Source organism: Photorhabdus viridis (genome assembly GCF_040256935.1).
Classification (GTDB): Bacteria; Pseudomonadota; Gammaproteobacteria; order Enterobacterales; family Enterobacteriaceae; genus Photorhabdus; species Photorhabdus viridis.
Window position 1 is genome coordinate 20,219 of sequence record NZ_JBEJZY010000044.1, and the last position, 18,599, is coordinate 38,817.

General features: G+C 43.9%; 23 protein-coding genes. All 23 read left to right on the forward strand.

The window, feature by feature from the left end:
• Positions 1-199 precede the first annotated feature (199 nt).
• The 23 genes from ABR397_RS17590 (at position 200) to ABR397_RS17705 (ending at position 18,396) form a co-directional block, all read left to right on the forward strand.
• The gene (locus ABR397_RS17590; RefSeq protein ID WP_051560919.1) at positions 200-517 is read left to right on the forward strand and encodes a hypothetical protein; all 318 of its coding nucleotides are present in this window, start codon (positions 200-202) and stop codon (positions 515-517) included.
• A gap of 78 nt (positions 518-595) precedes the next feature.
• Positions 596-1,315 (forward strand): terminase small subunit, encoded by a 720-nt coding sequence (locus tag ABR397_RS17595; protein WP_054480085.1) that lies wholly within the window; start codon positions 596-598, stop codon positions 1,313-1,315.
• Positions 1,316-1,323: 8 nt separating this feature from the next.
• A complete protein-coding gene (locus tag ABR397_RS17600) occupies positions 1,324-2,559 on the forward strand; it encodes a PBSX family phage terminase large subunit (protein WP_054480086.1) in 1,236 nt (411 codons plus the stop codon).
• Positions 2,559-4,064 carry a DUF1073 domain-containing protein gene (locus tag ABR397_RS17605; RefSeq protein WP_040149363.1) on the forward strand — a complete coding sequence of 502 codons (1,506 nt, stop codon included), beginning with the start codon at positions 2,559-2,561 and terminating at the stop codon, positions 4,062-4,064. The genes ABR397_RS17600 and ABR397_RS17605 overlap by 1 nt, the downstream gene beginning before the upstream one ends.
• An 85-nt stretch (positions 4,065-4,149) precedes the next feature.
• Positions 4,150-4,842: a phage head morphogenesis protein gene (locus ABR397_RS17610; RefSeq protein ID WP_054480087.1), complete on the forward strand. Its 693-nt coding sequence runs from the start codon at positions 4,150-4,152 to the stop codon at positions 4,840-4,842.
• A gap of 17 nt (positions 4,843-4,859) precedes the next feature.
• On the forward strand, positions 4,860-6,185 hold the full coding sequence (locus tag ABR397_RS17615) for a DUF2213 domain-containing protein (protein WP_054480088.1): 1,326 nt from the start codon (positions 4,860-4,862) through the stop codon (positions 6,183-6,185).
• Positions 6,186-6,187: 2 nt separating this feature from the next.
• Positions 6,188-6,664, forward strand: a complete 477-nt coding sequence (locus tag ABR397_RS17620; protein ID WP_054480089.1) for a structural cement protein Gp24 — start codon at positions 6,188-6,190, stop codon at positions 6,662-6,664.
• On the forward strand, positions 6,664-7,698 hold the full coding sequence (locus tag ABR397_RS17625; RefSeq protein WP_011147585.1) for a major capsid family protein: 1,035 nt from the start codon (positions 6,664-6,666) through the stop codon (positions 7,696-7,698). The genes ABR397_RS17620 and ABR397_RS17625 overlap by 1 nt, the downstream gene beginning before the upstream one ends.
• The gene (locus ABR397_RS17630) at positions 7,699-8,025 is read left to right on the forward strand and encodes a hypothetical protein (RefSeq protein WP_054480090.1); all 327 of its coding nucleotides are present in this window, start codon (positions 7,699-7,701) and stop codon (positions 8,023-8,025) included.
• 4 nt (positions 8,026-8,029) lie between these two features.
• Complete coding sequence (locus tag ABR397_RS17635) at positions 8,030-8,479, forward strand: DUF4054 domain-containing protein (protein ID WP_350306881.1); 450 nt, start codon at positions 8,030-8,032, stop codon at positions 8,477-8,479.
• On the forward strand, positions 8,479-8,937 hold the full coding sequence (locus ABR397_RS17640) for a hypothetical protein (protein ID WP_054480092.1): 459 nt from the start codon (positions 8,479-8,481) through the stop codon (positions 8,935-8,937). The genes ABR397_RS17635 and ABR397_RS17640 overlap by 1 nt, the downstream gene beginning before the upstream one ends.
• A complete protein-coding gene (locus ABR397_RS17645; protein ID WP_054480093.1) occupies positions 8,934-9,305 on the forward strand; it encodes a hypothetical protein in 372 nt (123 codons plus the stop codon). The genes ABR397_RS17640 and ABR397_RS17645 overlap by 4 nt, the downstream gene beginning before the upstream one ends.
• Complete coding sequence (locus tag ABR397_RS17650) at positions 9,305-9,847, forward strand: phage neck terminator protein (protein WP_083451937.1); 543 nt, start codon at positions 9,305-9,307, stop codon at positions 9,845-9,847. Before ABR397_RS17645 ends, ABR397_RS17650 begins: the two co-directional genes overlap by 1 nt.
• A complete protein-coding gene (locus ABR397_RS17655; RefSeq protein WP_054480094.1) occupies positions 9,828-11,315 on the forward strand; it encodes a DUF3383 domain-containing protein in 1,488 nt (495 codons plus the stop codon). Before ABR397_RS17650 ends, ABR397_RS17655 begins: the two co-directional genes overlap by 20 nt.
• Positions 11,315-11,752: a phage tail fiber protein gene (locus ABR397_RS17660; protein ID WP_350306882.1), complete on the forward strand. Its 438-nt coding sequence runs from the start codon at positions 11,315-11,317 to the stop codon at positions 11,750-11,752. Before ABR397_RS17655 ends, ABR397_RS17660 begins: the two co-directional genes overlap by 1 nt.
• A complete protein-coding gene (locus ABR397_RS17665; protein WP_011147577.1) occupies positions 11,752-12,159 on the forward strand; it encodes a hypothetical protein in 408 nt (135 codons plus the stop codon). The genes ABR397_RS17660 and ABR397_RS17665 overlap by 1 nt, the downstream gene beginning before the upstream one ends.
• Positions 12,160-12,367: 208 nt before the next feature.
• Positions 12,368-14,485, forward strand: a complete 2,118-nt coding sequence (locus ABR397_RS17675) for a lytic transglycosylase domain-containing protein (RefSeq protein ID WP_350306883.1) — start codon at positions 12,368-12,370, stop codon at positions 14,483-14,485.
• Entirely contained in the window at positions 14,485-15,306 is an 822-nt protein-coding gene (locus tag ABR397_RS17680) for a phage baseplate protein (protein ID WP_011147575.1), read from the forward strand. Before ABR397_RS17675 ends, ABR397_RS17680 begins: the two co-directional genes overlap by 1 nt.
• Positions 15,303-15,608: a phage baseplate plug family protein gene (locus ABR397_RS17685; protein WP_046973714.1), complete on the forward strand. Its 306-nt coding sequence runs from the start codon at positions 15,303-15,305 to the stop codon at positions 15,606-15,608. The genes ABR397_RS17680 and ABR397_RS17685 overlap by 4 nt, the downstream gene beginning before the upstream one ends.
• Positions 15,605-16,501: a baseplate hub protein gene (locus tag ABR397_RS17690; RefSeq protein WP_350306884.1), complete on the forward strand. Its 897-nt coding sequence runs from the start codon at positions 15,605-15,607 to the stop codon at positions 16,499-16,501. The genes ABR397_RS17685 and ABR397_RS17690 overlap by 4 nt, the downstream gene beginning before the upstream one ends.
• On the forward strand, positions 16,461-17,024 hold the full coding sequence (locus ABR397_RS17695; protein ID WP_350306885.1) for a Gp138 family membrane-puncturing spike protein: 564 nt from the start codon (positions 16,461-16,463) through the stop codon (positions 17,022-17,024). Before ABR397_RS17690 ends, ABR397_RS17695 begins: the two co-directional genes overlap by 41 nt.
• Before the next feature lie 508 nt (positions 17,025-17,532).
• Entirely contained in the window at positions 17,533-18,066 is a 534-nt protein-coding gene (locus ABR397_RS17700; protein ID WP_165578987.1) for a hypothetical protein, read from the forward strand.
• A gap of 156 nt (positions 18,067-18,222) precedes the next feature.
• Entirely contained in the window at positions 18,223-18,396 is a 174-nt protein-coding gene (locus tag ABR397_RS17705; RefSeq protein WP_011147570.1) for a hypothetical protein, read from the forward strand.
• The last annotated feature ends 203 nt before the right edge of the window (positions 18,397-18,599 follow it).

The window sequence follows — 18,599 nt, forward strand, 5'->3', positions numbered from 1 at the left end:
TGGTTGGAAATGGTTCAGCGCTGGTTATCGCCGTCTGTTTGTATTAACTGGCATATGTTAGCAACAGTTGGCCAGACAATACTGATAATGCATGCCATTACGTTCCTTGTTTACTCTGAGTGTAAGTTAGTGGCATTTTGTATCTATCGCGTACTAGTGATAATGCTGATGTATAATCCTCCCATGCAAGGAGGAAGTGATGTTAAAAATATTCAATTGCGTAAAACTTATCGGATTGCTGATTGTTTTTATTTTACCTTGTATCGGGTACTCGGAAACCCAATACGTAGATCCTATGACAACATGTCTAAATGATTATGTCCTTCCTAAATTATCAGCAGACATACTGCCTGAAAAGTTAGTGGATGATGCTTTTATTACGTGCAAATCTCAGGTTGATGAGTGGCTTAAGCCTTTTGAGGCTATTGATAAACGTGAAGAAAACTATAAATCTATGCATGATTTTTATGTTCGAATGGTAAATATCAGACGGAAAGCCGAATTAAGCAATAACTGAATGATGATTATTTGTTATTGAATAAATATTGCATGTTGACCACCTTCCACGGTGGTTTTTATATTTTAAGGGAAAGAAATGGCAAAAAATACTGACTGGGAGGGAATAGAGCGTGATTACCGTTCCGGCCTTCTCTCAATCAGGGAGATTGCCAAACAATATGGCATCAGTGATGCAGCGATTCGAAAAAGAGCGAAAACTGAGGGATGGGTTCGCACTATTGTTGAAAGTACGCAGTGCGAACCTGATGCGAACCAAGCGGAAAGTCAGGTAGCAAGTAGCACCAGTAATATCTTGGAGTCTGAAAAGTTCGCAGAGAGTTCGCAAGGAACCGCAGGGATTCTCAAGCCGCAATACGAACAGTTTGCTCAAAACATAGCGGCGGGTATGCCGATGAAAGAGGCGGCAATTTGTGCGGGTTACTCTCCAGCCCGTGCTGATTCTCAATCATCCATATTAATACGCAGACCGGAAATAAAAGCCCGCATTCGAGAACTGAGAAACGAAGCGGCGTTGCTTGTTTCATTCAATGCTGGACACTTGGCTGAATTGTCGTTTCGTGCCGGGAAAGAAGCGTTAGCAGATAAGAAGTTCGGACAGGTTGCGCCGAACATTAAGAACGCTGCGCAACTTACCGGTATCGACATGAGCAGCAATAAAACTGAGGTTAATGTCGATCTGGCCGGATTGAGCTATGGAAAGGTCTGCATTGTCACTCCTGCCAATTGTCCTGCTGATGTCTGGGCTTCTCACATGGAGAAATTGCGCGAGGGAAAACAGGTAGCCCAGTCATCATAGATGGTGTTCTGTACGCTTTTAGTAGTGACTGGGCGACAGAAGTTTTATATGACCGAGCATTAGGTTCTGTTCGCTGGCGTTGGACATATGGCGGGCGTGGTGGCGGTAAATCGGTAGAGATTGCTCGTGCGCTGGTATTGTTGGGTGCTATAGAACCAATGACGATTCTTTGTGCCCGTGAATTCCAGAACTCAATCAATGATTCTGTTCTTGCCCTGCTTGAGGCACAAATCATTGATCTTGGCCTGTCCCACTTCTATAAGGTCAAAAACAACGAGATTGAAGGTCAGAACGGCACTCGTTTCACGTTTAAAGGTCTTCGCAACAATATTCAAAGCATCAAGTCGATGCATGGCATTAAGATCTGTTGGGTTGAAGAGGCTCAGACCGTTTCGCAAGATAGTTGGGATATTCTTGGGCCAACTGTACGTGCTAATAAATCCGAAGTCTGGGTTTCTTTCAACCCCCGCGAGGAAGAGGACCCGACATACAAACTGATGACCCGGCATCATGAAGATCCCCCTGACGGCGGCGTTATTATTCGAAAAGTTAACTATTGTGATAATGCCTTTTTTCCTGACGTACTCCGGCAGGAAATGGAATATTGCAAACGCATCGACTATGAAGCGTATGAGCATATTTGGCTTGGGTTACCAAAAGCACTCAGTGAAGCGGTTATCTTCTCTGGGAAATACCGTGTTGAAGCATTTTCTGATGAGCTATGGCTAGAAGCTGACCGACTTTTCTATGGAGCTGACTTTGGTTTCGCTAATGACCCGTCCACACTGGTTCGCTGCTTCATTATTGGTACCAAACTATATATCGAATATGAAGCCTATGGAGTAGGCGTTGAATTAGATGAAATGCCCCAGTTCTATGATTCGGTACCGCTTTCTCGTAAATGGCCCATTCATGGGGACAGTAGCCGACCGGAAACTATCAGTTACTTATCACGCCAGGGGTTCGTTATCGATGGTGCCACAAAATGGCCGGGGAGCGTTGAGGATGGGATCACTTACCTAAAAGGGTTTGAAGAAATCATTATTCATGAACGCTGTAAGCACATGATTGATGAGGCAAGACTCTATTCATACAAGACTGACCGACTGACCGGTGAAATCCTGCCGGTGGTGCTCGACAAACATAACCATTTATGGGATGCGGTACGTTATTCGCTGGATGGTTATATCACAGGCAAAAACAACCCACTTCGTATATCTAAAAATCTGTTGGGGCGAATTTAATGTTTTTCAAATTCAGACATAAAAAGAAAGCGGAGGCTTTGCCAGTTGAACAGGATATTGATCAAGCATCACCTCAGCCAATGAACATACATCCGGATACTGTCGGATCGATAACAGAGAGAAAAGTAGCTCGGCCTGTTGAACCATACAGGCCCCCTCCCGGTGTTGTTCCTACTGAACAGTTATCCGCATTAATGGCAATGGATTCTACACCTTATGAATATATGACGGGTACAGGTGGTATATCGGGAGATGTGGGTTTCCCCGGTTATCCTTATCTGGCCCAACTGTCACAATTACCCGAATATCGGAAAATGGTCGGCACTATTGCAGGGGAGATGACTCGTAAGTGGATAAAGCTAACGTCAGTGGGGGATAATGACAAATCAGATAAAATCAAAGCGCTTAATGAGGCTATTGAAAAATTCCACGTTCGTGAACGGTTAAAAAAAGCCATTGAACATGATGGTTTTTTTGGGCGAGGTCAGATTTACATTGATGTTCGCACGTCAAGAGGCGTGCTTGCTGCAACCGATCCGGTTGAACTTGAGTCTAGATTATTTCTGTCACCCAAAAAAATCACAAAGGGGAGTCTTATTGGCTTTAACGTCATTGAGCCAATATGGACATATCCGGGGATTTATAACGCTAGCAACCCGTTGAGCAATGATTTCTATAAGCCGTCAAGTTGGTATGTGATGGCAAAAACTGTACATGACAGTCGTTTGATTACATTTATCACCCGGCCATTAACCGATATGTTTAAACCTGCGTATAATTTCGGCGGCTTATCACTGACTCAGATTGCAGAGTCTTATGTACAAAACTGGTATAGGACACGTGATAGCGTATCTGATTTGATCCATTCATTCTCTGTGTCTGGATTTAAAACCAATCTTCAATCGACGTTGCAAGGACAGACGAAGAATCCTGATCAGTTAATTTATCGTGCAGAATTGTTTAACAAGATGCGTGATAACCGAGGGGTAATGATGCTGGATAACGAAGAGGAGTTTTTCCAGTTCAATACACCGCTAAGTGGCCTTGATTCACTGCAAGCCCAGTCTCAGGAACATATGAGTTCAGTCAGTAGCATACCGTTAGTGATTTTTACAGGTATCACACCGAGCGGGCTAAATGCGTCATCTGATGGGGAAATCCGTGTTTTCTATGACTTCATTGCTACTTTGCAAATGTTAGTGAAAGATGGACTGGCACGAATGATTGATATTATTCAATTATCCGAATTTGGCGAAATTGATCCTGATATTAGCTTTACATTCGAACCGTTGTATCAAATGAATGATGAACAAAAAGCCAGCATACGTAAGACCGATGCAGATACTGATTCAGTATTAATTGCTGCAAATGTGATTAGCACAGATGAAGCCCGCGAACGTCTAGCCAACGATGAAAACAGCCCGTATCACTCTCTGGAAATCAATGATGAAATCGACAAAGAAGACGACATCGAAGAAGAGGACAACACGGAAAACATCATCTGATCCCCTTCAAACACTCCGACAAATTAAACCTAATGCCGGTGTTCGTGTGTGGTACAGCAAGCAGTTATATAAGCTGGTGGATGAGATGAATAACTCGGTGATTTACTGGGTATCCGCCAACTATAAGAACAGCGGTGCAGCAATGGCAATGGATGTTAGCCCGGAGATGTTGATGCGTTCAGCAATGCGAAAATTAACCCGGCGTTGGTTAAAGCAGTTTGATGCTTTAGCTGACAAGCTGGCGAAAAAATTCGCGGCTTTATCAATGGACAACATGGATGCCTCGTTAAATCATGCGTTAGATGCGGCACATATTTCGATACCGTTCACGATGACGACAGAAATGAATAACGCGCTACAGACGGTCATTGGTGAGAATGTTGGGTTGATTAAAAGTATTCCACGGCAATATTTATCCCAAGTTGAAACGCTAGTGATGCAATCAGTAGCAAGGGGGCGTGATCTTGGAACGTTGACAAAAGCCTTGCAAGAGCGTTACGACATTACTAAGCGCCGAGCAGCCCTGATTGCTCGTGACCAGAACAACAAAGCGACTTTTGTTATGCAATCTGCCCGGCAGCGTTCAATTGGTTTTAAAACGGGTATCTGGCGGCACAGTCATGCAGCAAAAAAATTTCGTCAATCACACTTGAAAGCGGATGGTAAAGAGTTCGATTTATCAAAAGGGCTTTATATTGACGGAAAATGGATCATGCCTGGTGAAGAAATCAATTGCGGGTGTGGTTGGCAGGTCGTCATTCCTAAACTAACCAACTAATTAATCCGAGAAATATTATGAATCACGGTCTGGCGTTAGATCGGGCTTCTGTACGCTCATACGACAGAGATGGGCGTTTGCATGTTACTGAAAGTCCTATCTCTAAGGCGACGGTATCATCGTATTACGGAAGAGAAATCCCGAACTGGCAAGGGTTAAGGCTTGATCCTAATCGTATCTACAAACTGTTGCGTGCCCCTGATGAATTAGAGAAAGGGGTTGCAACTTTCAATAACCTGCCGTTATTGAAAAAACACATTCCCGTCACGGCGGCCAAACCTTCAACAGAATTGATTGTCGGTACAACGGGATCAGATTCCATGTTCGATGGTACATACCTGAAAAACAGCCTGGCAATTTGGGATGCTGAATCTATAGCGGGTATTGAATCGGATGAACAAAAAGAATTGTCAGCGGCGTATCACTACGTCGCTGATATGACCCCCGGCATGTATGACGGCATTCATCATGATGGCGTTATGCGCGATATCGTCGGGAACCATGTCGCTCTTGTTGAAGAAGGGCGAGTCGGTGCAGATGTTGTTGTCTGCGATTCCCTCCCTCTGGAGTTAAAACACATGAAGTTAAATAAAAAAATGGTGGTTGTCGCTGTACGTGCGGCGCTGGGGGCATACTTGCAGCCGAAATTAGCACAAGATGCTGCACCAAAAGAAATTGCCTCATTACTGAAAGCGGGTGGTAGCGCGAAAAGTATAGCGGAAGCGGCGAAAAACAAATTCGGTACCCTTCTGGCTCAGGATATGGAAATCGACTCAGCGGAGCTTGCCTCAATCATTGAAGCTGTTGCTGATGATGCGGAGACACAGGAGCCTGCGGAGTTACCCGCGCAGGACGATGATATCTGTGCACAAGTACTTGAACTGCTTGCGGGTAAATTGCCAGAGGAAGACTTGGAAAAAATCCGGGCGTTAATTTCAGGCACTCCCGCGCAAGACGATGATCCCGATAATAAACCAGAACCAAAGGAAGAGGATAGCGTCAGTAAGCCCGCAATGGATGCTGCTATTCGTGCAGCTACTCGAAAGGCAGAAAAAGACACAGTGAATCACATTAATGCTATTCGCATTGCTGAGGCTGAGGTTAAACCCCTCATCGGTGATGTAGTAGCAATGGATTCTGCTGACGAAATTTACAAGGTTGCGCTTGATGAGGTGGGTGTTGATACAACCGGCGTTCATCCGTCCGCTTATCGCTCTTTAGTGAAAATGCAGATCGGCATAGCAGAGTCAGCAAAACTTAAAGCCCGCCTAGCAATGGATTCTGCTGCGATAGATTCTTTTGAAAAACGTTTTCCCACCGCATCTAAATTAGTGAGGATTTAACTATGGGTTTTCCGAACAAAATTAATCACTATCCAGCCTCCGGCATTGAGGGAGCATTTGCCAGTACTAACCCTAGCGCCACTTTGTTAGCAAGGGACGGCACGCTGATTGCGGGTAACGATGGAGTAACTGTTGGGTGTTTTGCCTGGGTGATTGATGGTGTCGTTTCGAACAAGGGGGCGGGTGCCCCGTCTGGTTTTGTGGGGCGTGACGGACAAGCGTCTATCACTCTTTGGTTGGGAGAAGCATCCATGCTGATCCAACCCGGACGTGAAGTCACTTTATTTACTGCGGGTGATTTTACGGTACGAACAAGCACGCCCGCAAAAGTTGGGGATAAGATTTACGCATCCTTAAAAACGGGTGAGGTGCAGGCCGCAGCAGCGGGAAAAACTATCACTGATTTTATCGAAACTAAATTCGTTGCCGGTACTGCTGCTGGTGCGGGTGAATTAGTCAAAATGGGGACCTGGAGCTAATGAAACGACACACAGATTTTCAATATATTGAAGGGGAATACGGCATTGTAGTACCACAGGCCGTCGATTACTTAAATCCCCAATATGCTCGTAACTATACGTTAGCTATGGATGCACAGCCAGCTATGGTGACCGTGAGTAACGCCGGTGTTCCTGCGTATCTGACTAACTATCTCGATCCTGAGTTGGTTCGTGTGTTGGTCACGCCGATGAGAGCGGCTGAAATTATCGGTGAAAATAAAAAAGGTGACTGGACAACGCTGACAACCCAGTTCCCGGTTGAAGAATCAACGGGTGAAGTGAGCTCATACGGTGATCACAGCAATAACGGTATGTCAGATGCTAACGTGAATTGGGTGGAACGCCAGAGCTATCATTTCCAAACATTTACTGTCTGGGGGGAGCGTGAGCTGGATATGTACGGTACGGCCCGTATCAATCGAGCAGCGCAACTTAATACCGCAAGCGCATTAACCCTAAACAAGTTTATGAACAAGTCTTATTTCTATGGTATTGCGGGGCTTAAAAACTATGGACTATTGAATGATCCGGGGTTAAGCGCACCGGTGGTACCGGCTGCAAACGGAAAATCCAATGGTACAACGTGGGAAACCAAAGACGGGCAGGCAATTTATGACGATATTTCCCAACGCCTATTTAAGCAGCTTACAAAACAAACAGAAGGGTTGGTGGAACGAACAGAGCCATTGAAACTTTGCATGTCGCCAACAGCGGAAGTCAATCTGACAAAAACTAACCAGTACAACGTTAATGTTACCGATCAATTGAAAAAGAATTTTCCGAATCTGACGATTGAAACGGCGGTTGAATACAGTACGGAAGCGGGGGAACTGGTTCAATTGATTGCTGATACGCTTGATGGTGAAAAAACGGCTTATGCCTCATTTACTGAAAAAATGCGGGCACATGCGGTTGTTGTGAGCTCATCCAGTTTTAAACAAAAGAAATCAGCCGGTACGTGGGGTGCGATTATTCGTTATCCACACGCTATTGCACAAATGTTGGGGGTTTAAATGGTGGCAGTCATTGTGGGGTGTAAATTGCCTCACGGGTTAACGATTGAAATTGATGGGAATAGTGTGACGCTAAACGGGATAAATTCATCAACAATTATTGGTGGTTATGGGCTGACATATGATGTTGATAAAGCGTTTTTTGACAAATATCTGGAGCTCTATGCAGATACGGAATTGGTCAAAAATGGGCTTATTTTTGCCCAGGAAAAACTCAAAGAGGTTCGGACGGAAGCTGAGGAAAAAGCCGGGTTAAAGAACGGGTTAGAGCCTATCGATCCCCAAAAACCGGGTAAGAATATTGAGCAGCGAAAAGAAGAGGATTAAGCTAATGGGCTTTGTTGTCGTTTTTGATGTCGTGAAATTTCGCACTCGTTACCCGGAGTTTTCTTCTATCAGTGATGTCCTGCTGGATACCTATTTTATTGAAGCAACACTCTATCTTAACAATACGGCCCAAAGTCCAGTTAGTGATCTTGAACAACGAATACTGTTGTTGAATATGCTTGTTGCTCATATTGCCGAACTTAATCGTTTATCTGTTAGCGGAACAGCGGCCAATCCGCTCGTGGGGCGAGTTAGCAGCGCAAGTGAGGGATCTGTTTCCGTTTCGGCTGATATGGGCGTTGTGAGTGAACGTGCTGCTTGGTTCTTGCAGACAAAATACGGGGCTATGTACTGGCAGGCAACAGAGCAATATAGAATTATGCGTTACGTCCCCGGCAGCTCTCCCTCTCACTATCCGTCATATTACTATACACGGACTCAATGGAGACGCTAATGTCGAACAGTATCAAGGGCGGTGATGCAGCAAAACGCTACTTAAAGCAATTAGCTAAAAGAGTGGGTGAAGGCCAAAAATTGCGGGTTGGTTTTTTCAAAGACGCGACTTATCCCGATGGCACCTCAGTTGCAATGGTGGCAATTAGTAACGAGATTGGCGATCCGAGGCGTAATAGGCGACCCCGTCCGTTTTTTCGTAACACTATCAACGAACATGCTAATGAATGGGGTGATGTGCTTGCACAGGGCCTGAGTGCTAACGATATGAATGGGGATGCAGCGTTACGGATGACCGGGGAAGTTATCAAGGGGCAAATTCAACAATCTATTCGTTCTTTCACTTCACCGGCTAATAAAAAATCCACTATAGCTAAAAAGGGATTTGATGCGCCGTTACGTCACACCAAACACATGCTGAACAGTGTTGATTATGTGGTTGATGAGGGGAACGAATGAACCTGCACAATATTGTATCTGGTGCTGTTGGGATTGTTAATCCTCACTCACCTGGAGAGATACGGGTAAGTGTGGGATATGATATTGCACCCAGTGGTAAGCAAGTCCCGCACTACATCACAACACCCGTTACCGCACAAATCCAGCCACTGACTTTTACTGATCTACAACATACGAACGGCTTGAATATTCAGGGCATGCTCAAAGCGGCTTATGTGAATGGCAATTTTAATGCCGTCAACCGCCCCAGACAGCAAGGGGGTGATCTGTTGATTATTAATGGTGAAGAGTGGTTGATAGTGCAGATTTTGGAAGAGTGGCCGAATTGGTGCAAATTCGCTGTTACATTGCAGCGTGGGGAACAATAGTGGTAACGATAAATGTAACGCAAGACGATATAACAACCGCATTACGCGGTTTTTTAATGGCCTTAATATCCAGGCGTAGCGTTATTTTGTCTCAGATAAATCGCTCACCGATGCCAGATGGCGATTTTATTGTTATGACACCATTGAACAGCACGGGTTTATCAACAAGTGTAGTGATCTATAACGTACCAACAGCAGCAGGTATGGGAAAAAGTCTAATCACTCGGACGACACGCTGGACATGTCAAATTGACTGTTACGGTCAGTTCGCTCATGAGGATGCTCACATTATTGCAACGACGGTGCGCACTGAATATGCGATTGAGCTATTCAAGAGATCAGGTATCGATATGGCACCACTTTATGCCAGCGACCCGATTCAGACGACGATGATTAATGGTGAACAGCAATATGAGTCGCGTTGGACATTTGAATTTACTGCTCAAATCAACCCTGTTGTGACAACAGAACAACTATTTTTCGACAGTATTACGCTGAACACTAAAACAGTGGAGTCTATTCATGGCAATTCCAATCAGTAAAGACGTGAGAATTAATCCGGGGGTGCTGTCGGCAGTGGGTAATGCTGTTGATCTCAATGGATTATTACTGACAGATAATATATATGCACCTGTTGGTGTGGTGTTGTCGTTCTCGACTAAAGAGGATGTGGCGGCATATTTTGGTGGTGCATCCGAAGAATATAGCATGGCGGCTATTTATTTTTCAGGGTACAACAACTGCACAAAGACACCTGGCCAATTACTGTTTTCCCGATTTAATCGAGCGGCAGTATCGGCTTGGTTACGTTCAGGTTCTTTTAATGGAGTAGCTATTGCCGACTTGCAAAAAATGTCCGGTACATTGAAACTCAATATCAATGGTACAGCAATAAACGCCGCAATCAATCTTGATGGGGTTAAATCCTTTGCGGATGCAGCAAAGAGCATTGAAACAGTGATTGGCAAGGCAGTAACGGTTGTGTTCGATACCACCCGTAAAGCTTTTATCATCAATGTTGCCTCTGGCAGCATTAAACCGGAAGATACAAATATCACCTATGGTACTGGTGATGGGGCCGAGGCTCTTAAGTTCACTGGCGCACTAGGGGCAACGGTTTCTCAGGGGGCTACAGTGTCGGCGGTTCCTGATCTATTCGCTGTGATTAAAACTCAGTCTCAGCAATGGGCAGGTTTTACGACGGTATTTGAATGTACAGATGAACAGCATCTTGCATTATCCGCGTGGGCTAGTAGTCGGGTATATCGCTATTTCTATGTTGCCTGGACAACAAGTGGCACGGCAAAAGTGAAAGGTAGTCAGGAAACTATCGCCCATAAAATTATTGGCATTCACAGCTACGGGAGTGTCGTTCCTGTTTTCTGCTCTGATAATATGAAACCGGCAGCAATATTGGGTTATGCGGCGGTGCTGGATTTTGAGCGAACGGAGGGGCGTGTTCCATTTAAATTCAGAGAATTGAACGGCCTCAATCCTGATGTGATCGATTCTGATGTTTATGATGCGCTGATTGCTAATGGATATAACTTCTATGGCAATTATGCCGCCAATAATATCACCGAAAATTATTGGGCTGATGGCACAATAACCGGTGATTTTAAGTGGCTAGATTCCTTCTGTGGTCAAATCTGGCTGAATGCGAACTTGCAAGGCGCGGTTATTGCCTTGTTCAAATCCAACAAGACTATCCCTTATAACACGGCTGGCCGTGCGCTGGTGGAAGCCTCAATGAGTGATGTTATCCAGCGGTTTAAGTTGTGGGGCGGTATCCGAGCAGGCGTAACATTATCGGCTGCACAAAAACTGGAAATTATTAACGCTGTGGGATCTGATGTTTCAACGTCAATAATCGCGAAGGGTTATTACTTGTATATTGGGGAAATGTCTGCCTCTATGCGTGCAAATCGCACCAGCCCAAGCTGTACACTGTGGTATTGCGACGGTGGCAGTATTCAGAAATTCGAAATGGCATCTACGGAGGTTCAATAATGTCAGACACAATCACTTCTGCTGATGCGGTAATTACCCTGGCTGTGACCAATTTATACCCGTCTGGTGTGCAATTACAGGGATTTGCCGCCGACAACATTTTCGAAACTGAGGCGTTGGATTTGGCTGAAACGGTACGTGGGGCGGACGGTAAACTGTCAGCGGGTTTTATCTACGGCAATATCAATCAGACGGTTCATATTATGCCTGATTCGGAAAGTCGCACCATTTTTGATACCTGGGCAACGGCATCACGTACTAGCGTCGCGGTGTTCAGATGTAATGCGACGGTTATTCTTCCGGCCATCGGGCGTAAATACACATTGGTGAACGGCGTTCTGAAGCAATGGAAAACCATGCCGGACGCAGGAAAGGTTTTACAAGCGGCGCAGGCCGTCATTGAGTGGGAATCAATAACAGGTGAGGCATATAGCTAATGGCACGTAAAGAAACCTTCATCACTATGAATGATGATAATCGCGACAAAGGAAAGCTTTTTTACATTCAGGAAATGCCCGCTTCGCAGGCTGAATGGTGGGCTATTCGTGCATTGATGGCAATGGGGAGAGAGGGGTTGTCTATCCCCGATAATTTTCGGGATTTGGGCATGGCTGCATTAGCGGTGGTTGGATTGAAAGCAATTTCTCGCATTGCTCCTGATGAAGCCAGGCCACTACTTGATGAACTGATGGGTTGTGTGCAGATGGTTCCGAATCAGGTAGATAAAAAAATCAAACGCGAGCTGATCGACAGTGACATTGAAGAAATTGTTACCCGGCTGAAATTACGTGCAGAGGTGCTTAAGTTACACGTGGATTTTTTCAAAACCGCCGACCAATCGTAATCCCACCGCGCTATTCCAGCATCTCAAAGCCATTCGGTATCATCAGTTATACAAATGTCCCAAGCACAATAGCGACCATTATCTCATCAGGAAAGGCAACGCTCCATGAGCTGGATACAGTTTATGGTGTGGAGGACCTTTGGCAGTTAATAGAGATTATTCAGGTCGATAATCACAATGCTTACGTTTTACAGCAGGGTAAAAACTGATGGCAAACATTATAGATGAACTTGTTATAACGCTGGGGCTTGATGCGGCTGAATTTAGCGCAGGTGAAACTGCAGTGATTGCCGGGATCGGTGGGTTGGCTCAGGTTATGCAAAAACTGGTTGACTCGTTTAATGATGGTGAAAAGAAAACCAGCAAATCATTAGACAAAACCGGTAAGAAAACCAAAAAAGTGGCAAAAGAAATGGAGGCGGCAGGAAAGAAAGCTTCCTCTTTCTTTTCCAGCATAAAGAGTCAGATCTTGGCTTTGGCGGGTGTCACGGTCTCACTCGGTGGACTGAAAAGTTTTGTGACCAGTTTTGCCGGCAATCTCAATCAGTTAAGTACTGCCGCTGATGCGTTCGGCATGTCGGCCAAAGCGCTTGATGGCTGGACAAAAGCAGGTCAAGCATTCGGGGTCAGTGCAAATGAGATTGTGGGGGCATTTTCACGCATTAATGATGCTAAAGCCCGACTAAAATCAGGTGTTGCGCTTGATCCGGCTCTTGAGACGCTGTTAAAAACGGTATCACAAGCGGGTGTCGATATTGATATTGCCTCAGAAAGCACCGAATCTATCATGCGTAAGCTGAGCGGTGTTTTTCCCAGACTTAATAAAGATCAACAGCAAGCTTACGGTGGTGAACTTGGGGTCGGGTACGCCGCGCAACAGTGGTTCTCATCCGGTCACGTACTCAAAGATGTGGATAAATTTACAGCCAATTCGGGTGTGGATGATAAATCTGTTGCCGCCGCGCGTCGTTTTCGTGAACAGTGGACAGAGATAAGCCAGAGTTTTGAGAAAACAGGCTACATTCTGTTTAATGCCCTTTTACCATATATCAATGATTTCAATATCTGGCTAAAAAATTTAGCCGATTGGATGAATAAGCACCCAGAAGAGATTAAAAAAGCGGTCAGTGGTTTTCTCGATAAGATGAGTTTTATTATTTCAGTCGCTAATCAGGCCGCAGATGCGGTAGGCGGTTGGGGTAATGTCATTATTGGTCTAATTGGCTTGAAATTTGCTGGGTGGCTGTGGGGAATATTTCGTGCGATTTCGTCCATGCTGAAAATGGGGAAAGGCGGCGGGTTACCGGGAAAAGGGATTGCCGGGAAAGCCGGAATATATGGCGCTATCACATATGCGTTATATGATCCTGTGGAGTCAGTTGCGACTTCGATTGTTGGGGAAGAGACAAAAAATACACTTGATTCATATGGATTGTATCTGGCAAGCGACTGGACACCCTTTTTTAGTAAAAAAGAGTATGAAGCCTATCAGGCAAAACTGGATGGTAAAACCTCTAAGCCAGATACGACCGTAGTCAAAGAGGTCAAAAAGGAAGAAAAGCGCAGCGAAAATGACCGTATCATTCGGGCCGAGGATGAACGACAACAGCGGCTAGAATACAGCAATAATTGGTTAAAAGCCGCGTTAGATAAGCTGACCGATTCAATTAATAAACTGATTGATTCGCTCGTTCCTCAAGTCGCAGCCGCTGAAATGTCACCGAACACTACCGGCATGAAATTACTGGGTTGGCTATCACCCAAATTAGCACAACTTGAGCAGCAGTTCGGGTTACCGGAGGGTTTGTTACGTAGTGTTGCCATGACGGAATCGGGAGGCAATCAGTATGCTGTGTCTAAAGCAGGTGCCAAGGGCTTATTCCAGTTTATGCCAGGTACAGCCAAACATTTTGGGTTAATGGATGATGATGTTTTTGATCCGGTAAAATCTTCGGAAGCCGCGGCAAAATATTTATCTCAGCTAATGAGAATGTTTGACGGAGATTTGAGTAAAGCACTGGCGGCTTATAACTGGGGACAGGGAAATGTTATACGGAAAGGATTGGGCGCTGCGCCAAAAGAAACCCGCGATTATATCCCAAAGGTATTGGCGAATATGCCACAACTGGGGGCTCATGTGGCCGCTCAGCGTTATTCAAATACGGTAAATAACAACCGTACCTCCTCTGTTTCTGAGAGTTATCACATCGGAACTATTCAAGTCAGCTCTAACGCTAACAACGTAAAAGGCGTGGTTAACGATGCCCGGCAGAAAATAGGTGGATCAACGCTGGCAACAAGCTATTCAACGGGGGTAACTGGATAATGGCATTCTCTCTCAATCAAACAACGGTACTTAGTGCGTTCCGTAGCGGCAACCTGCTATCTGGTGTTAACAGTATGATATCTCCTGGATATGGTATTTATTATGCATCCGGGCAGAGAGTTGGTGATAAGCCGTTTACGCCCACATCATTCATTGTAGTAGAAGTCACACGAGAGGCATCAATCACGACTGCGCCGATAGAGAAAGGCGGCTATACATCATACAACAAAGTGCAGCGGCCCGGTGAAGTCCATGTGACATTCTCGTTTGAGGGATGGACCGGTTTTTCTGGTTCCGTGCCTAACTTAACAAACCTCACCCTGACGTCCCGTTCTGATGTTCTTGAAGCGTTAGATAAGATGGTATCCAGTGCTGAAATTTACGACATTGAAACACCTGATACTACGTACACAAGTTATGATTTGATTAAGTACGATTTTCGAATAAGGCAGGATAACGGTGTTACCTTACTGATTGTGACCGCAGTTTTCCAGGCGGTACAAGACATTGCCGAAGTGAAAATGAGCAGCAATGTTGCTAACAAGTCGAATACAACAAAGAATGAGACAGCAAAAGGCCCAAGTAAAAATACCGAACAATCAACAGGTTCAACAAAACATGCCACACTATCCGATGTCAAAAAGGCTCTGACCGGATTGAAAAAATCCGTTTCCAGTGCTGCAACGCAAGTTGCTGATAAAGTTTCATCCGGTTTCAAGCGTGCAACAGAGACGATTACCGGTCCATTAAATGATTCTGTATTGAGTGCCACCAACCATCTTAATGATGCAGTAGAAGAATTATCGAGGAAATTAACGTGATTGAAATAGCGATCAGGGCGGCTAAGGCTCAGGAGTTCACTGTGACCTTGAATGAGCAGTCATGCATGATACGCCTCAATCAACGTGGCACAGGTTTATATATGGATTTAACCGTCAATGATAAACCTGTGCTACAGGGAGTTGTGTGCCTCAACTGCAATAAAATTGTCCGTTACAGTTATTTACGGTTCCAGGGGGAATTGTTTTTTGCTGATCTGGATGGTTTATCTGATCCCCATTGGGAGGAGCTAGGGCAACGCTACAAATTATATTACCTTTTTCCAAGAGAGGTGACCCAGTGACGTACAAACAACACAATATCAAAGTTGAATTTCAGCTAGTTGACGGTAAGACATTTGATGATAGCGGTAACAATATACTGACTATCGAAAACGCACGCGCTTATGTCAACATGGCGGCGTGGGGCGGCATATCAGGGACACAAATAACATTACAAATCTGGGGATTAACAACCAGCCAAATGGCAACGTTGAGTTATCGCGGGATCTGGATTGGTAGTGCGAAATTCAACTTAATGCGTGTATGGGCGGATGGTCATGCCATATTTGAGGGTTTTATCAGTGATGCCTATGCAGATTTTAATCAGTTACCCGATACTCCCCTGACGATAACGGCCAGTATGATGCTTGGCCTAAGAGCAAAGGAAGTTGAACCGTTCACTGCATCGGGAGATGTGGATATTATCGATATTATTACTGCGATGGCTAAAAAAGCGGATCTGACGGTTGAAAATTATGGTGCCACAGGTGTTATCTCCAATCCTCATTATACAGGAAATGTTGTTAATCAAATCCAACAGGTGGCAAATGCGCTAGATATAGACACTGACTTCGGGATTGATAAAGTGACTATTTGGCCTCATGGTCAACCGAAAGTTGAAAAACTGCTATTTACGTCTCCAGAATATGGGCTAATTGGCTATCCCATATTTACTGGCGTGGGAATAACAGCAACTACCCTTTTCAGTAATGAAATTATTTTAGGTCGTAAGGTAAAAATAGAAACCTCTTTGCCGAACGTTAGCGGCACTTATCTGATAACAGGGGCGGAACACTCCCTTACCTCCTGGCTTGATGGTGGTCAGTGGCATACATCTTTTAGTGGCACTCCAGTGAAAACAGAGGATAAAAACAATGACAAAGCTGACAACAAAACCAACGGACATAAACAGTGAAGCGAATGCTTTTGATTTTGTCATGAGGCAGTTTCTTAGTCAGCATGTTTTTATCACTTTGGGCCTTGTTATTAAATCGAGCGGGAAAACCGTAGATGTAAAGCCGATGGTACATAATATGACGGGAGCAGGGAGAAAAATCGAGAATGGAATAATCTATAATGTTCCAGTATTTCGTCTTCAGCGTGGTAACAGTGCTGTCATTATGAATCCTGTGGTTGGTGATATTGGTTTAATTGCTATCTGTGATCGTGACATTAGCAGCGTCAGAGCAACAAAAGCGCCGGCGTTGCCGGGCTCAAAAAGAACACACAATTATTCAGACGCAATTTATCTGGGGGGAATTTTAAACGCAGAACCACAACAATATGTTGAATTCGTAGATAATCAGATAAATATTGTTTCACCGAATAAAATTAACGTAGTCGCTCCGACAACGGAAATGACTTCATCAAATTCAATCACAATGAACTCACCATCTATTATATTAAATGGTGCGGTTATTCAAGGTGGTGGAGGGTAACGATGGAAATGCAACATTCGATGGAACCGTAAGATAGTTAAAGCTGTAAATAAGGATGATAAATATGTAGAAGTGAAGAAACTAAGAAACTAAGAAATCTTTGTGAAACCCAGGTAAATTTTTTATTTTTCTCGGTCATTGTTTTAACTGGTAACAGTATTAGTTGAACTGTGAAACTGGAAAAGGTTACGAGTATGTGCGACTTGGAAAAGAGCTTCTTTTGACTGATATAGAGATAGAAGCAATGGTTCTGTACCATAAAGTCAATCACATTGAAGTCAACATTATTTATTTTAGCTGAAGTTTAGAGAATAAAATATAGAGAACGGTAAGTTATAAACCTTAGTCACGCTGGTGGATATAGCCATCTTTGGTTTGGGGTTAATTGTTAACTCACTTGTCATTGTTAAATAGTGCACGTTTTAATGGCAAGAAAAGTTAAATAGCATATGAAATAATCACAAAAAGCTGTAAGATATATCAACCAATTAAAAATGAGAGATAAAGAATGTTTAATCTTGAGCAGATCGGGCATGTGGTAAGAAATAGCATGCAGATTATTGTTGATGAGCTTAAGCTTAACCTTGCTGTAGGGGATATCTCTGATGATGATTACAGAATCCTTTCTCGCGGATACGGCGAACTAAACTGGGATGAATGTTTGTCTAGGGTAGGAAACAGAGAAGATAAATTTGAATTTTGCTTAAAGCTGGTAGAATGTGGAAATGTGCAAGGACCTCCTTCTGGGCTAGCTTTATGTACATATTCCATTGATGAGGAAAGTTTTGAAATTCATATGATAGAGAACTTCTATCGTGATGACGCAAAACACCCTTTAAATGGGAAAATGTTTCAACTTACTCTGATGGCTGCTTACATGTTTTGTAAATCTGCACAGGGTAAATATATCCGTATCATTGAGCCTGTTGAAGAAGTAATCTCCTATTACTCATCTTATGGATTTAACATGATGAAGTGTGGTTACATTATGGAGGCTGATATTGATACGTTTGAAACAATATTCAAGACAATCAAAGATTGATAAAAAAAAGACTAGACACTAGAGTTTATAGTGATAGCATACGAAAACTAACAAATATTAGTTTGTTTTTTGTGCAAGAGAAAACTTTGTTAATGTGAACACCCCTTATGGGCTCAGGCTCAAAGCTATTGGAGAGAAAATCTCTTAGGAGTCATTATGTCAAAGCAGAAAGCAGCCATTAAAGATATCAAAAAATTTGATACGCAGCAGGTGTATACTGCTGTGGGTGGAGCTATTGACTTGTTGATAAAAGCTGCCCCAAAAATGTTTGAGCATAAGCCAAAAGTTGAGCTTCAAGGAAAGCGTAAGAATCATCGTCAAGCTGCTTAAAATTTTTTGAGTAGTCGTCAATAAACCCGCCTACAGTGCGGGTTTTTTCATATCTACACCGCTTAATTGCGGTTTTTTTATTTCCATAGGAATCGAAAATGCAAACTCGTTCATTTCTTCTTGATACCGAGTCATGGGATTTAACGTTAGATGATTCTGGAAATATCGCCATTACTGATAATCCCTATTCTGTAGCGCAGGAT

Bases quoted from the DNA above. Each gene is read 5' to 3' on its own strand.
- ABR397_RS17680 (WP_011147575.1), top strand. From the start codon at position 14,485: ATGGCATTCTCTCTCAATCAAACAACGGTACTTAGTGCGTTCCGTAGC.
- ABR397_RS17605 (WP_040149363.1), top strand. From the start codon at position 2,559: ATGTTTTTCAAATTCAGACATAAAAAGAAAGCGGAGGCTTTGCCAGTT.
- ABR397_RS17630 (WP_054480090.1), top strand. From the start codon at position 7,699: ATGGTGGCAGTCATTGTGGGGTGTAAATTGCCTCACGGGTTAACGATT.
- ABR397_RS17620 (WP_054480089.1), top strand. From the start codon at position 6,188: ATGGGTTTTCCGAACAAAATTAATCACTATCCAGCCTCCGGCATTGAG.
- ABR397_RS17665 (WP_011147577.1), top strand. From the start codon at position 11,752: ATGGCACGTAAAGAAACCTTCATCACTATGAATGATGATAATCGCGAC.
- ABR397_RS17655 (WP_054480094.1), top strand. From the start codon at position 9,828: ATGGCAATTCCAATCAGTAAAGACGTGAGAATTAATCCGGGGGTGCTG.
- ABR397_RS17625 (WP_011147585.1), top strand. From the start codon at position 6,664: ATGAAACGACACACAGATTTTCAATATATTGAAGGGGAATACGGCATT.
- ABR397_RS17700 (WP_165578987.1), top strand. From the start codon at position 17,533: ATGTTTAATCTTGAGCAGATCGGGCATGTGGTAAGAAATAGCATGCAG.
- ABR397_RS17660 (WP_350306882.1), top strand. From the start codon at position 11,315: ATGTCAGACACAATCACTTCTGCTGATGCGGTAATTACCCTGGCTGTG.
- ABR397_RS17615 (WP_054480088.1), top strand. From the start codon at position 4,860: ATGAATCACGGTCTGGCGTTAGATCGGGCTTCTGTACGCTCATACGAC.
- ABR397_RS17595 (WP_054480085.1), top strand. From the start codon at position 596: ATGGCAAAAAATACTGACTGGGAGGGAATAGAGCGTGATTACCGTTCC.
- ABR397_RS17635 (WP_350306881.1), top strand. From the start codon at position 8,030: ATGGGCTTTGTTGTCGTTTTTGATGTCGTGAAATTTCGCACTCGTTAC.
- ABR397_RS17590 (WP_051560919.1), top strand. From the start codon at position 200: ATGTTAAAAATATTCAATTGCGTAAAACTTATCGGATTGCTGATTGTT.
- ABR397_RS17675 (WP_350306883.1), top strand. From the start codon at position 12,368: ATGGCAAACATTATAGATGAACTTGTTATAACGCTGGGGCTTGATGCG.
- ABR397_RS17640 (WP_054480092.1), top strand. From the start codon at position 8,479: ATGTCGAACAGTATCAAGGGCGGTGATGCAGCAAAACGCTACTTAAAG.
- ABR397_RS17645 (WP_054480093.1), top strand. From the start codon at position 8,934: ATGAACCTGCACAATATTGTATCTGGTGCTGTTGGGATTGTTAATCCT.
- ABR397_RS17695 (WP_350306885.1), top strand. From the start codon at position 16,461: ATGACAAAGCTGACAACAAAACCAACGGACATAAACAGTGAAGCGAAT.
- ABR397_RS17705 (WP_011147570.1), top strand. From the start codon at position 18,223: ATGTCAAAGCAGAAAGCAGCCATTAAAGATATCAAAAAATTTGATACG.
- ABR397_RS17610 (WP_054480087.1), top strand. From the start codon at position 4,150: ATGAATAACTCGGTGATTTACTGGGTATCCGCCAACTATAAGAACAGC.